Source organism: Streptomyces sp. NPDC051582 (assembly GCF_040681715.1).
Classification (GTDB): domain Bacteria; phylum Actinomycetota; class Actinomycetes; order Streptomycetales; family Streptomycetaceae; genus Streptomyces.
The window spans coordinates 1-12,643 of the sequence record NZ_JBFAZJ010000024.1 but is presented as its reverse complement, the minus strand read 5'-3'; the positions used below and the strand labels follow the sequence as shown (position 1 = coordinate 12,643).

The 12,643-nt window shown below is 73.9% G+C and carries 13 protein-coding genes; 7 read left to right on the top strand and 6 right to left on the bottom strand.

Translation table 11 applies throughout. The annotated features are described in order from the left end of the window. Nucleotides 1-26: 26 nt before the first annotated feature. Nucleotides 27-716, bottom strand: coding sequence for a TioE family transcriptional regulator (locus AB0M92_RS27365; RefSeq protein WP_366104960.1), 690 nt, complete (start codon nt 714-716; stop codon nt 27-29). A 154-nt stretch (nt 717-870) separates the two neighbouring features. Here AB0M92_RS27365 and AB0M92_RS27360 point away from each other — a divergent pair, with 154 nt between their 5' ends. Next, the gene (locus AB0M92_RS27360; RefSeq protein WP_366104959.1) at nt 871-2,085 is read left to right on the top strand and encodes an erythromycin esterase family protein; all 1,215 of its coding nucleotides are present in this window, start codon (nt 871-873) and stop codon (nt 2,083-2,085) included. Nucleotides 2,086-2,164: 79 nt separating this feature from the next. Further along, on the top strand, nt 2,165-2,575 hold the full coding sequence (locus AB0M92_RS27355) for a hypothetical protein (protein ID WP_366104958.1): 411 nt from the start codon (nt 2,165-2,167) through the stop codon (nt 2,573-2,575). 22 nt (nt 2,576-2,597) lie between these two features. Here AB0M92_RS27355 and AB0M92_RS27350 read toward each other — a convergent pair whose 3' ends face one another. Next, complete coding sequence (locus tag AB0M92_RS27350) at nt 2,598-3,533, bottom strand: LysR family transcriptional regulator (protein ID WP_366104957.1); 936 nt, start codon at nt 3,531-3,533, stop codon at nt 2,598-2,600. 134 nt (nt 3,534-3,667) lie between these two features. On the opposite strand from AB0M92_RS27350, the gene AB0M92_RS27345 reads away from it, so the two are divergent. Genes AB0M92_RS27345 through AB0M92_RS27335 form a run of 3 tightly spaced genes read left to right on the top strand, consistent with a single transcriptional unit; the run spans nt 3,668 to nt 6,377 of the window. After that, on the top strand, nt 3,668-4,909 hold the full coding sequence (locus AB0M92_RS27345; protein ID WP_366104956.1) for an MFS transporter: 1,242 nt from the start codon (nt 3,668-3,670) through the stop codon (nt 4,907-4,909). Nucleotides 4,910-4,963: 54 nt separating this feature from the next. Further along, nucleotides 4,964-5,545, top strand: a complete 582-nt coding sequence (locus tag AB0M92_RS27340) for a TetR/AcrR family transcriptional regulator (protein WP_366104955.1) — start codon at nt 4,964-4,966, stop codon at nt 5,543-5,545. Between the two features lie 40 nt (nt 5,546-5,585). Then, entirely contained in the window at nt 5,586-6,377 is a 792-nt protein-coding gene (locus tag AB0M92_RS27335; RefSeq protein WP_366104954.1) for a M15 family metallopeptidase, read from the top strand. 21 nt (nt 6,378-6,398) lie between these two features. On the opposite strand, the gene AB0M92_RS27330 is transcribed toward AB0M92_RS27335, so the two are convergent. The 4 genes from AB0M92_RS27330 to AB0M92_RS27315 form a co-directional block, all read right to left on the bottom strand. After that, nucleotides 6,399-7,043: a CatB-related O-acetyltransferase gene (locus AB0M92_RS27330; protein ID WP_366104953.1), complete on the bottom strand. Its 645-nt coding sequence runs from the start codon at nt 7,041-7,043 to the stop codon at nt 6,399-6,401. A gap of 81 nt (nt 7,044-7,124) precedes the next feature. After that, a complete protein-coding gene (locus AB0M92_RS27325) occupies nt 7,125-7,652 on the bottom strand; it encodes a nuclear transport factor 2 family protein (RefSeq protein ID WP_366104952.1) in 528 nt (175 codons plus the stop codon). 276 nt (nt 7,653-7,928) lie between these two features. Beyond that, the gene (locus AB0M92_RS27320; protein ID WP_366104951.1) at nt 7,929-10,670 is read right to left on the bottom strand and encodes a serine hydrolase; all 2,742 of its coding nucleotides are present in this window, start codon (nt 10,668-10,670) and stop codon (nt 7,929-7,931) included. Nucleotides 10,671-10,901: 231 nt separating this feature from the next. Continuing rightward, nucleotides 10,902-11,408 (bottom strand): hypothetical protein, encoded by a 507-nt coding sequence (locus AB0M92_RS27315; RefSeq protein ID WP_366104950.1) that lies wholly within the window; start codon nt 11,406-11,408, stop codon nt 10,902-10,904. A 92-nt stretch (nt 11,409-11,500) separates the two neighbouring features. On the opposite strand from AB0M92_RS27315, the gene AB0M92_RS27310 reads away from it, so the two are divergent. Together AB0M92_RS27310 and AB0M92_RS27305 are read left to right on the top strand one after the other, a co-directional pair. Further along, nucleotides 11,501-12,343: a hypothetical protein gene (locus tag AB0M92_RS27310; RefSeq protein WP_366104949.1), complete on the top strand. Its 843-nt coding sequence runs from the start codon at nt 11,501-11,503 to the stop codon at nt 12,341-12,343. Nucleotides 12,344-12,422: 79 nt separating this feature from the next. Continuing rightward, on the top strand, nt 12,423-12,643 hold a 221-nt coding region (locus tag AB0M92_RS27305), incomplete at its 3' end, for a transposase family protein (RefSeq protein WP_366104948.1).

The window sequence follows — 12,643 nt, the reverse complement described above, 5'->3', positions numbered from 1 at the left end:
CCGGCCGGTCGCCGCTCAGCCACCGGTCAGTCGCCGAGATACGCCTCCAGCTCCGCGGCGCCGCTCAGCATCGCCCGGCCGCGGGCGGACAGACGGGCGCGCCAGTCGCCCAGGGCGGCTTCCAGCGGCTCCGGCCCGCCGGCCTCCCGGACCTGGGCGATGAGCGGGGCGATCTGCTCCAACAGGTAGCCGCCCCGCCTGAGTTGGTGGGTGAGCCGGGCGTCCCGGACGTCGGCCTCGTCGTAGACGCGGTACCCCGTCAGCGGGTCGCGGCGCGGTTGGACCAGCCCGGCGCGCTCCCATTTGCGCAGCGTCGCGGGCTTGATTCCGAGCGTCTGCGCCAGCGGTCCGATGAACGCGCTGCCGGGCCCGTCCGCCGCAGTTCGCCCGGAAGCGGTGACGTGGGGATCCAGGTCGCGCAGGGCCCGCTCCACGGCCTGAAGGGTCCGCCGGTCGTCGAGGAGCTGGGCGTGGCTCTCGTCGATGAGGCGGAACGCCTCGTCGACGGCGTCCCGGTTCACGGCGCACATGATCGCCGTCGCCGTCCGGTGGCCGTGGGCGGGCGCCAGGGCGAGGAACGCGCGCAGGGCCGCCGCGTGCAGCGGGGTGTAGGTGCGGTAGCCGTGGGGCGTGCGGGCGGCGGCCGGGAGGATGCCCGCCTCCTCGTAGTTCCTGACCGCCTGTGTGGACAGACCGTGCTCGCGCGCCAGATCCACCGGCCTGAGCCGTTCGCCGCCGCGCGGGGTTCGCGGGGTTCGCAGGGTGGTCCGACGGCTTTCATGGTCTTGGGGGTTTTGAAGGTTTTGGCCCATGAGGCCGACGGTATCGCGACGAAGTTTCAACCGGAGGTTCCAAGATACCGTTGAAGGCATGGCTACTGACATCAAGGACGGCGTCCGTCCCTTCGAGGCTGCCGCCGTCATGGGACTGCTCCCGGCCCGGCCCCGGCTGCTCGCGCTCGGCGAGCCCACCCACGGCGAGGACGCCCTGCTCGACCTGCGCAACGAGCTCTTCCGACAGCTCGTCGAGCAGGAGGGATACCGGACGATCGCCCTCGAAACCGACTGCATGGCGGGCCTGCTGGTGGACGACCACGTCGTCTCGGGGACGGGCACGCTCGACGAGGTCATGGAGCACGGCTTCAGCCACGGCTGGGGCGCCTGCGCCGCCAACCGCGAGCTCGTGCGCTGGATGCGCGCCCACAACGAAGGCCGGCCGGCCGCCGAGCGGGTCCGCTTCGCCGGCTTCGACGGCCCGCTGGAGATCACCCACGCTGCGAGCCCCCGGCAGGCCCTCACCGCGCTCCACGGCTACCTGGCGGCCCGAGTGGACGCGGACCTGCTCCCCTGCACCGCGGAAGCGCTCGACAGCCTGCTCGGCACCGACGACCGGTGGACCGATCCCGGCGCCATGATGGACCCGGCGCGCTCAGCGGGGCGCTCGGCCGGGGCCCGCGAGCTGCGGCCGCTCGCCGACGATCTGGTGGCGCTGCTCGATGCGCAGGCTCCGTACCTGATCACGGAGACCTCGCGGGAGGACCTGGACCGGGCGCGCCTGTACGGACGCACCGCGACCGGCCTGCTGCGCTACCACCACGGGATGGCCGACCCCTCACCGGCCCGTATGACGCGGCTGTGCATGTCGCGGGATCTGATGATGGCCCGCAATCTGCTCGCCCTCGCCGGCCGGGGGCCGGCGCTCGTCCACGCCCACAACTCCCACCTCCAGCGGGAGAAGAGCTCGATGCAGATGTGGCAGGGGCCGGTGGAGTGGTGGAGCGCCGGTGCGCTGGTGAGCGCCGAGCTCGGCGAGGAGTACGCCTTCGTGGCCACGGCCCTCGGCACGATCCGGCACCAAGGGGTGGACGTCCCGTCCGCGGACACCCTCGAAGGGCTGCTGTACCCGCTCCCGGAGGACCGCTGCCTCATCGACACCGCGCGGCTCGCCACCGCCCTCGGCGCCGCGCCGCCCGCGCCCCGCGTCTCCTCCTGGTTCGGCTACGCCCCGTTCGACCCGGCCCATCTGGCGGCCAGCGACGGGCTCGTGTTCGTCAAGGACGTCCCGCGCAGCCCCGCTTCCGCGTGAGGCGATGTGAGGCCGTGTGATGCGGCGTGATGCGGCGTGATGCGGTGTGGGCCGCGCCTTCTCCCGGCAGACTGGGCCCATGACGCACTCCTCTTCCCGCACGGTCGGAAGTTCCCCGCTCTCCTTGTGGTCGAGGGACTCCTTCCTGTCGATCGGCTCCGTGGGGTCCGTACTGTCCATCGGGTCGGTGGGCAGCGCGCTGTCCATCGGATCGATCGGGTCCGCGCTGTCCGTCGGCTCGATCGGGTCCTCCATGTCGCTGCTGTCGTCCGGGTCCCTCCAGAGCATCGGCAGCGTGCTGTCCGTGCAGGGGAAGTGGTCCCTGATGTCCGCCGGGCCGTACCGCTCGATCGGTGCGCCCGGGGCGCCGGACTCACCCGGCGCGCCCGGCTCGCACGCCGCGCTCACCGCCCTCACCGCGCTCGGCGTGGGCGCCCTCGCGGTGGTCGGCGCGGTCGCGCTGCTGCGTACGCGCAGCGGGAGGCGGTGACCGCACGCGGTCGCCGGCGGGGTCAGCGCGGGCGCACCCAGTGCGGCGCCCAGGTCCCGCCGGCTTCGGGGGCGGCTGTCGTGCCGGCCAGGTGGGCACGGAGGGTGGACAGCGCCGGGTGGGGGTTGTCGCGGTGCCACAGGAGTGAGTGCGGGTACACGGGCGTCGGGCCGGTCACCGGGATGCGGCGCAGGCCGTGGCCGGCGGGCCAGACGAGGCGGGTGTGTTCGCCCATGAAGGTGGCCAGGGCCGGGGTGTCGGCGACGGTGTCGAGGAGCGCGTCGGAACCGAAGTTGGGGCCGGTCGCCTCGATGGTGAGGCCGAACTCGGCGACGAGGTCCTCGTAGTAGGCGGCCCACTCGGTGCCGGGAACGATGCCGGGCATCCAGATCCGGTGCCCGGCGAGCTCGGCGAGGGGCACCGACCGGGCGCCCGCCAGGGCATGGGCGGGGCCGGTGAGGAGCTGGAGCGGCTCGTCGAGGACCCGTACGGACTCGATGTCCTCGGGGAGGGGCCGGCCGGGCGCGGCGACGGCGCGGAAGGAGGCGTCGATCTCGCCGGAGCGGATGGCGGCGACGGCCGTCTCGATGTCGAACAGCATGAGCACGTCGAGCTCGACGTCCGGGTGCGCCCGGTGGAAGGCGCGCATCAGGCCCGAGGCCGCCCCGCGCGAGGCGATGATGTCGACGCGCAGCGGGCGGCGGCCGGTGCGCACGGAGGCGGTCGCGCGCTCGGCGACGCGCAGCAGTTCACGGGCGTGGGGCAGGAACGCCTGCCCGTCGATGGTGAGCTCGGCGCCGCGCGGGGTTCGGGTGAACAGCCGTACGCCGAGGCTGCGTTCCAGTGCGGCGATGCGCTTGGAGACGGCCTGCTGGGTGACCGCCAGCTCGGCGGCCGCCTCCTGGAACCGGCCCGTGTCGGCGGCGGCGACGAAGGTCCGGACGGCGTCGAGGTCCACACCTGGATTCTAAGGCGTACAACCACGGGTTGTGGGTGATGGCCCCTCGGTTGTTTGATCCGTGGTCGTGCCGCTCGCTTTGATGACCCCGTACGCGGATCGGTTGTACGGATGAGTGGCGGAAGGCGGCGGGCGTGGGGAGCGGGCAGCGACTGGGGCGGGCGTTCGGGTGGCTCTGGGCGGCCTACGGGACCAGCGCGCTCGGCACCTGGCTCGCCTTCGGCGCGCTGCCGCTGATCGCCATCCGGGTACTGGATGCCGGACCGGCCGAGGTGGCCGCGCTCGCCTCCGTGGGGGCTGCGGTGGGGGCCGCGGTGGCGGTGCCGCTCGGCCCGTGGGTGGAGTTCCGCCGCAAGCGGCCGGTGCTGATCGCGATGGACCTTCTGCGGTGCGCGGCGCTGCTGACGGTCCCCGCCGCCTTCGAGCTCGGCGTGCTCACCTTCCTTCAGCTCCTGCTGGTCTCGGTCGTCGTCGCGGCGGCCGACATCACCTTCCGCGCCGCCTCCGGCGCGTACCTGAAGACGCTGCTGCCGGCCGGGGACCTGCTCGTTGCGAACGCCCGGTTCGAGTCCACGGCCTGGACGACCACGATCATCGGCCCGCCGCTGGGCGGCGCCGCGATCGGGCTCCTCGGCCCGGTGGTGACGGTGGCGGCCGACGCGGTCAGCCACCTGCTCTCGGCCCTGGGCATCCGCGCGATCGGCGGGCACGAGCCGCGGCCCGGGGAGCGCCCGGGGGACGGCGCGCGCATGCGGGCCGGGGACCTGCTCGACGGCTGGCGGTACGTGCTGGCCGACGCGGTGCTGCGGCCCCTGTTCTTCAACACCGTCGTGTTCAACGGCCTGGTGATGGCCGTCCAGCCGCTCTTGGCCGTCCTGATGCTCGGCCGGCTCGGGTTCGCGCCGTGGCAGTACGGCCTCGCCTTCGCCGTGCCCTCGATCGCCGGGCTGCTCGGTTCGCGGCTCGCCGGGCCGCTGGTGACCCGGTTCGGGCAGCGGGAGGTGCTGGCCGGGGCCGGTGCGCTGCGGGCGCTGTGGCCCGTGGGCCTGGCGTTCGTGGGGCCGGGGACCGGGGGGCTGGTGCTGGTGATGGGCGTCGAACTCGGGCTGATCTTCTGCTGCGGGGTCTTCAACCCGGTCCAGGCCACCTGCCGACTGCGGCTCACGGCGGCCGACCGGGTCGCCCGTACGCTGTCCGCCTGGGCGGTGACCACCAAGGCCTCGACCGCGCTGCTGACCGCCGTGTGGGGGGTGCTGGGTACGCTGCTCGGCCCGCGGCCGGCGATCGCCCTGGCCGGCGTGCTGCTGCTGGCGACCCCGCTGCTGCTGCCGCGCCGCCCGCCCGCTCCGAGCGCTGTCGAGCCGCCGCCCGTGTGACACGGCCGCATATGATTCCCGGGGCCCGGAGGGGCCTGAGACCGAGGAGGACCTGTGGCCCAGCGCCCAGAGCGCGCGGACGCCCAGCGCAACCGAGAAGCCGTCCTGGCTGCCGCCGACGCCCTTTTCGCCGCCAGCAACAGCCCCCGCAGCGTCTCGATGGACGACATCGCCGCGGCCGCGGGCGTGGGCAAGGGCACCCTCTTCCGCCGCTTCGGCGACCGCGCCGGCCTCATCGGCGCCGTGATCGCCTCCCGCCTCGAACCCCTCGACCGAGCCGTGCGGGAGGCGCGGGACGAGACCGGGTCCTCGCCCCGGGAGCGGGTGCTGAAGCTCCTCGACGCCTCGCTGCGGTTCAAGGTCGAGAACCGCCATCTGATGGTGGCCGCGGAGGACGCCGGGCTCAGCAGCCCGTACCGGGCCGGGCACTACGGCTGGTGGCACGGGACGCTGCGCGCGGAACTGGAGCAGGTGCCGAACGTCCGCGACGCGGACTTCACCGCGCACGCGCTGCTGGCCGCGATCCGCGCCGACCTCGTGACCCACCTGATCGAGGAGCAGAGGATGACACCGGAGGGCCTGCGGTCCTCCCTCGCGGCCTACGTGGACAACGTGCTGGGCACCGGTCACGCGTAGGGCCGATCCAGATCTCGAACCGGAAACCGGAACGGAAGCCATGAAGATGCGAACTCCCCCGCTCGTCACCGCCGCCGCCTTACTGGTCCTGGGGTCCCTCACCCCTGTCGCACACGCCGCGCCGGCGTCGAAGGCTCCGGCGGATTTCGTCGCGCTGTCCTCCGTCGATCCTTCGATCCTTCAGGACATGCGCTATGCCACGAAGGTCAATTTCATCGGGCGGCGCATCGACGGCTACCGCGAGCCCCTGTGCATCCTCACCGAGCCGGCCGCCGAGGCGCTGCACCGGGCGCAGGCGGAGCTGCTGCCGCGGGGCTATTCGCTGAAGGTGTACGACTGCTACCGGCCGCAGCGGGCCGTCGACCACTTCGTGCGGTGGGCGAATGACCTCGACGACGAGCGGATGAAGGCGGAGTTCTACCCGCGGGTCGCCAAGGACCGGCTGTTCGCGGACGGCTACATCGCGGAGAAGTCCGGCCACAGCAGGGGCAGCACGGTGGACCTGACGATCGTCAGGCTGGGGTCCTCCGGGGCCGCGGGCGGATCGGCGCGACCCGTCCCTCCCTGTTACGCGCCCCAGGGCGAGAGGCGGCCCGACGACTCCGTGGACATGGGGACCGGGTTCGACTGCTTCGACACCCTCGCGCACACCGACGACCCGCGGATCCAGGGGGTGCAGAGGGCGAACCGGCAGTTCCTGAAGGGCACCCTGGCCGGCCAGGGCTTCGTCAACCTGCCCGAGGAGTGGTGGCACTTCACGTACAAGCCCGAGGCGTATCCCGACACCTACTTCGATTTCCCCGTGGCGCGTCGATCGGTTGCCGGGCACTGATGCGGACGTCGTGGACTCGGCTCAGGTGCGCGGTGCGGCCTCTTCGAGGTCCTCGATGCTGCCGGACATGAGGGTCCGGACGTGCGCGGTGAGGTGTTCCGCGGGCCAGTCCCACCAGGCGAGGGCGAGCAGGCGCGCGACGTCGTCCTCGTCGTAGCGGGTACGGATGAGCCGGGCCGGGTTGCCGCCGACGACGCCGTAATCGGGGACGTCGTCGACGACGACCGCACCGGAGGCGACGATCGCGCCGTGGCCGATGCGCACTCCGGGCATGACCATGGTGCCGTGGCCGAACCAGACGTCGTTGCCGACGACGGTGTCCCCCTTGCCCGGCAGGCCGGTGAGCAGGTCGAAGTGCTCTGCCCAGGAGCCGCCCATGATGGGGAAGGGGAACGTGGAAGGGCCGTCCATGCGGTGGTTGGCCCCGTTCATGATGAACCGCACGCCGGTGCCCAGCGCGCAGAACTTCCCGATGACCAGCCTCTCCGGACCGTAGTGGTGGAGGACGTTGCGGGTCTCGAACGCGGTCGGGTCGTCCGGGTCGTCGTAGTACGAGTACTCCCCCACCTCGATCAGCGGCGAGGTCACCAGCGGCTTCAGCAGCACCACGCGCGGCTGGTCCGGGAGCGGGTGGAGGACGGTCGGGTCTGCGGGAAGACGATCCATGGCAGCCACTCTCGCAGCTCGGCCCCGGGGCCCGGGTCGCCCCGGCCCGCCGGAAGGCCTCGCCATGGGCCCGGCGCCCGGTCAGGCGGTGGGCGGGGTCCAGTCGGCGGGGAGACCGGACTGGGCGAGGACCGCGGCCAGGCTGTAGCGGTCCTGGTCGGAGGCGATCCGGCAGTGGTTCGGGTCGAGGTCGAGCAGGGTGGTCATCGGCACGGCGAAGGGCTTGGGCGCGCCCTTGAGGTGGCCCGAGTAGACGGAACGGACGGTGATGCGGTCGCCGTCGACGCGGGTGGCGCGGATGCTGACCTGGACGTTGTCGATCATGCTGTCGGCCCGGGCCTTCCACCCCGCGATCTCCTTCCGGCCGCGGAAGGTGATGCCCACGGCTTCGTCGACGTAGACGCCGTCGGCGGTGAACAGGGCGCCGAGTGCCCGGGGGTCGGTGCCGTTCCAGGCACGGGCCCAGTCGGCGACGATCCTCGGCGACGCGTGCCGGGCGGAGTCCTGCGCGGTGTGGGCGGCAGTGGCGGAGGCGGTGGCCGTCGCGGTGGCGGAGAGGGCCGCCGCGGCGGTCAGGACGGACAGGGTGCGGATCGCGCGGGACGTCATGGCTGGTGTTCCTCCGGGTGGGGGTGGGGGGTGCCGACCGGTCGGCGGCGTCCATGGCCCACAGGTTCGTACCGGTCGGTGTCCACTCACCAGGCCCGGCGGGGGCCGCGGCTGTCCACTGCTGCCCGCTCCTGTCCACCGGGCGCCCGCACCCCGGGGGAGTCGGGCGCGTACGCCGATGCCCGGTACGGGATGTCGTCCGTACCGGGCATCGGTGCACGCGGGGGCGCCGCGGGTCGGCGCGTGGGCAGGCCGGCACGTGGGCCGGCGCGTGGGTCAGCGCAGGCGGGTGACCCGGGTGGTGAAGGACGGCTCGGCCAGGCTGGTTCCGAGCGCCACGGGGACGCTCTTCGCGCCCTCCCCCGTACCGACCGCGAGGACGCCGACCTCGGTGCCCGCCTTCGCGGCGTGCGGGGTCCCGGAGGCGCCCGGGCTCAGGGTGAGCTCCAGCTGCTGGCCCGGTACGCCGATCACGTTCAGGTCCTTCGTGGCCACCAGCGGGGTACGGCCGCCGAGGCCGTCGTCCACGTGGCCGACCGTCTGGCCCTTGCGGACGACCGGCGCCGCGTTCAGCGCCTGCCGTACCGCCTCGATGATCTTCCTGCTGTTGGCCAGGACCAGCTTCAGGCTGTTCTCCGCGTTGAGGTCCGGTCCGTCCACGTGCTGGTCCATGAGCGTGCCGAGGATCAGCGGGGTCTCGTCGCCGACCGACTTGTACGCCGCCCACATCAGGGTGCCGCCCGCGGGAGTGCTGGAACCGGTCTTGATGCCGCGCACGCTCAGGCCGTTGACCGACAGCAGGGTGTTGTTGTTCGTGAGCGTCTTGGACAGCCCCTTGATCTCGGCGCTCGGCAGCGCGACCACCGCGCGGAACGCCTCGTCCTTCATCACCGCCTCGGCCAGCTTCAGCTGATCGGCGGCCGTGCTGACGGTCCCGGCGTCCAGACCGCTGGGGTCGGTGTACGTGGTGTTCCGCATGCCGAGTTCCCGGGCGGCGGCGTTCATCTTCTCGACGAAGGCGGCCTCGGAGTCGGAGCCGGTGTCCCAGCGCGCCAGCAGCCGGGCCACGTTGTTGCCCGAGGGGATCATGAGCATCTTCAGCATGTCCTGCTGGCTGAACTCGGTACCGGCGACGAGTCCCTCGATGCGGGACTCGTGCTCGGAGGTGCCGTCCGCGACGGCCTTCGCGTCGATCTCGATCTGGGGGCCGGCCTCGGCCTTGCGCAGCGGGTGGTTCTTGAGGATGACGTAGGCGGTCATCACCTTGGCGACGCTGGCGGTGGGGACGGGCTTCTGCTCGCCGAAGGCGCCGATGTCCCCGGAGCCGGGGACGCGTACGGCGCCCTGGCCCTTGGCGGGCCAGGGTACGGAGAACTGCCCGTCGAGGGTGTGCGTCTGTTCGGCCGCGACGATCTTGGGGGCTGGCAGCGGGCGCAGCAGCTGCCCGCCGATGGCCGCGCCGGCGAGGAGCAGGAGTATCGGGGTCCAGATCTTCACGCGCCGCACGGCGGTGCGGCGCGGGGTCTCGGGCGGGGGCGGGTTGTTGGTGAGCTCGGCCAGCAGGTCGATGGGGGGCCGCGGCGGAACCGGCACCTCACGGGTGGGCTCGACGACACCGGGCGGCAGGGCGGCCCCGGCGGGTGCGGCCGGGGTACGGCCTGGGGCAGGAGCCGAAGTCCGGCCCGGGGTAGCGGCCGGGGTGCGGGCGGGGTCCACCGGCCGGGCGGGGCCCGTGGGGCGGGGCGGAGCCTGGTCCGGAGCCGGAGCCGGAGCCGGAGCCGGAGCCGGGGCCGGGGCCGGGGCCGGGGTACGGCCCGCGGCCGGGGGCGCGTCCGGGGTGACCGGCGGGGCCGAAGTCCGGCCCGGGGTGCGGTTCTGCGGTACGGCGCGCGGCCAAGGGGCCTTCTCCCGCGGGGCGTCCAGATCCTTCAGGGCCACGAACTGGCTGGTCCGCTCCGCGTCGGTCTCTTCGTCCCGGGCCCAGGACGGCACCGGCCGGTCCTGCGGGCCCGCGTCCTCGCCCTCGCCCTCGTCCTCGCCGTCGTCCGGACCCGCCTCGGCGGACTCCTCAGCAGCCCCGCCGTCCTGCTCCGGCGCCTCCGCGTCCCGGCCGTCACCGCCGGCCTCGGCCCCGCGTTCGTCCCCGCCGTCGGCCCCCGCCCCCGCCCCCGCCTCGGGCTCGGGCTCGGGCTCGGGCTCGGCCGCGCCGCCGGCCTTCGCGCCGGACTCGGTCACCGCCCGGTCCGTGCCCGCCGACCGGGGGTCGGACACCTTCCCGCCGGCTGCCCCGGCATCGCGCTCGGACGCGTCCGCGCCGGTGGCTCCGGGCGCGGGCGAGGGTACGTCCCCGCTCGTGGCCGCGGTCCCGGGCTCGGATTCGGCCCCGCCGGTCACCGCTGCGTCCGGCTCGGTTGCGGCTCCGCCCGTGGCTTCCGCGTCGGGCCGTGCTTCGGCCTCGGGCACGGTCTCGTCGGCCTCGGAGCCGTTCTCGGCCGCCGCCGCCCCAGGTGCGCTCTCGGCCCCCGTCTCGGGGGCCGCTTCAGCCTCCCGCCCGGCTTCTGCCGTCGACACGGGCGTGCCCTGGAGGCCGGTCTTCCGGGCGGCGTCGGCTTCGGCTTCGGCCTCGGCTTCGGCTTCGGCCTCGGCCTCGGCCTCGGGGTTCGTCGCGGCTGCCGTCACCACCGCGGGTTCGGCCGGCGCGTCCTCGTCGGACCCGGCCTCCGTGGCTCCGTCGAGCTCGGTCCCGGTGTCCGCGGCGGCAACCAGTTCGGCCGGCATGCCCTCCTCGGGCCCGGTCTCCCGGGTGCCGTCCGCCTCAGGGGCCGGGTCGGGCTCCGGCTCGGGCTCCGGCTCCTCCCTCGCCGCCGGTTCGGCCGGGGTTTCGGGCTCCGGGTGCTCCGGGGGGTTCGGGCCGCCGGCTTCGGGAGGCGTGCTCTGCGTTCCCGCAAGCTCGGTCCCCTCCGTCTCCGCAGACTTCGGAGTGTCCGGGGAACCGCCCGCCACCGTTACCGCCTTCATTCCTGCCCCGCCTTGCACTCACCCCCGGCCAACCCGGCCGGTTCTTGCCGATTCCGTCAGGCGGGGCCTCCGCAGGGGCCCCGCTGACCGGCTAGATGTACGAGGTTCCCCGTCCGTTCCCGCAACCCGATCCTGTGACAGTCCGGTCATACTCCGGCCAGGGCCTCAGCATCCCGCCCGCCCGCCCTGGGCACGGGGACGCCGCCGGGCGGTCGGGGTCGTTCGTACGGTTCACACCGACGGTGGTGTCCCGCCGGCCGCGGCGGTACCGCCGTGCGGGGCGTGGTCGGCCAGGGCCTCGTGGGTCAGGTGGAGCCCTGCGCGCAGTACGGCGTCGTGCCTGACGGGGTGGGCCGCGCGGTGGGCCGTGTCGAGGGCGCGGGGCCCGGTCGGGCTCCGCGGTGAAGTCCTCGCCGCACAGCCCGTCGTCGAGGGCGGCGGCGGTGCCGGGCCGCCCGGCGGCCACAGCAGCGGCCCGAGCAGTACGACCACGGCGATGCCGACGAGGCTCTCCTCCAGGCGGGCCAGCGGGTATCCGGGGACGGCGGCCGCGTACAGCGTGGGGGCCGTGATGAGGACCTGTTGGTTGGGCACGCCGGGCCGGCCCATCAGGTACGTGCCCGCGCAGCAGGTGACCGGCACGGCGGGGAAGGACCGGGCAGGGTCCGCCGGCCAGTGCGGCACGACGGTGCGCAGCACCACGCCCACGACCACCCCGGCCAGCCGTTCCCACCCCATGCGCGGCCCAGGGCGCGGCCCCACACCTCCGCCGACATGCCCCCGGCCGGCCATCGGAACTCCCGCCGCCGCCGCGGACTTAGGGTGAGGTCATGGCCACGGACGACGACCGCAGCGCCCTCGACCTCCTCGATGCGCACCTGGAGAGGCTCTGGTACGCGGCGCAAGCACGGGCGCGGGGGCAGGAAGAGCCGCTCCCGACGGTTCCGGAGAGTCTGGCCGGCTCCGCGGCGGACGGCGGCTCGGAGCTTCTGCGGTGGGGGCTCGCGGGACTGGCGCGGTTGCGCCGGGAGCCGGCGGACGGCTTCGTCCGCGGCGCCGGCGACCTCGTGATGGAGTTCCGCCGACGCCGTTCGCCCTGGAACGCGGCGGCCCTGCGGCTGTTCGAAGATCCCCACGTCTTCGTGGCGACGGGTCCGCGCCGCCACGAGGACTGGGGCCGGGACGTGTTCGCCCTGATGCACCGGCAGGTTCCCGATCCACGAGGATGGCTGCGGATCGACGCCGACCCAGGCGACCATGGCGCCGGTCTCGTCCGGCCGGCCCATCCCTTCGCTCCGCCTCCCGCGGCAGAGGTCGTTCACCGGGTCCACCGGCTGGAGCCGGACGCGGCGGTCGCCGCGCTCACCGTCATGGCCGAGGAGTGGATGACCGAACCCCGTCCCGTCCGCGACCGGCCGGACCTCGACGCGCTGACGGCGGACGCCCGGACCCTGCTCGCCCGCTACGGCCCCGAGGCCCGGTTCTGGACGAACGCGGTGGCCGCCGCCTCGGACCCGGCGCCGGACTTCCTCGCGACGGGGCTGGGCGGGCACGCGGCCCACCCGTTCCTGAGCGTCGAATACTTCAAGGGCCTGGACCTGTTCGACGAGCTGGGCGTGATCGCCGTCGGCGCGGACGAGGTCGGGGTGTTCTGGTCCATCGGCGCATTCTGACCGGCACGGACCGACCGCCGTCCGGCCAACACCCCCTAAAGGATGTTGCAGAAGGCTGAGTTCCGGGCATTTTCCGTGTATGGGTGGGGTGTTGCGGGTTGAGCCGTTGTGGGTGGAGACGTTCACGGGCTTGCGGATCGACCGGTTCGCGAAGCTGGTGAAGGTGGTGCGGGAGCGGGGCGGGAACGGTCCCGGTGGCGGCAGGCCGTGGTGCCTGCCGCTGGCCGACCGGGTGCTGCTGGTGGCCGTCTACTACCGCACCAACCTCACCATGCGCCAGCTCGCCCCGCTCTTCGGGAT

Excerpts from the sequence above, each read along its gene's own strand:
- AB0M92_RS27320 (WP_366104951.1), bottom strand. The coding sequence starts at position 10,670 with ATGAAGGCGGTAACGGTGGCGGGCGGTTCCCCGGACACTCCGAAGTCT.
- AB0M92_RS27310 (WP_366104949.1), top strand. The coding sequence starts at position 11,501 with ATGGCCACGGACGACGACCGCAGCGCCCTCGACCTCCTCGATGCGCAC.
- AB0M92_RS27330 (WP_366104953.1), bottom strand. The coding sequence starts at position 7,043 with ATGGATCGTCTTCCCGCAGACCCGACCGTCCTCCACCCGCTCCCGGAC.
- AB0M92_RS27325 (WP_366104952.1), bottom strand. The coding sequence starts at position 7,652 with ATGACGTCCCGCGCGATCCGCACCCTGTCCGTCCTGACCGCCGCGGCG.
- AB0M92_RS27315 (WP_366104950.1), bottom strand. The coding sequence starts at position 11,408 with ATGGGGTGGGAACGGCTGGCCGGGGTGGTCGTGGGCGTGGTGCTGCGC.
- AB0M92_RS27335 (WP_366104954.1), top strand. The coding sequence starts at position 5,586 with ATGAAGATGCGAACTCCCCCGCTCGTCACCGCCGCCGCCTTACTGGTC.
- AB0M92_RS27355 (WP_366104958.1), top strand. The coding sequence starts at position 2,165 with ATGACGCACTCCTCTTCCCGCACGGTCGGAAGTTCCCCGCTCTCCTTG.
- AB0M92_RS27360 (WP_366104959.1), top strand. The coding sequence starts at position 871 with ATGGCTACTGACATCAAGGACGGCGTCCGTCCCTTCGAGGCTGCCGCC.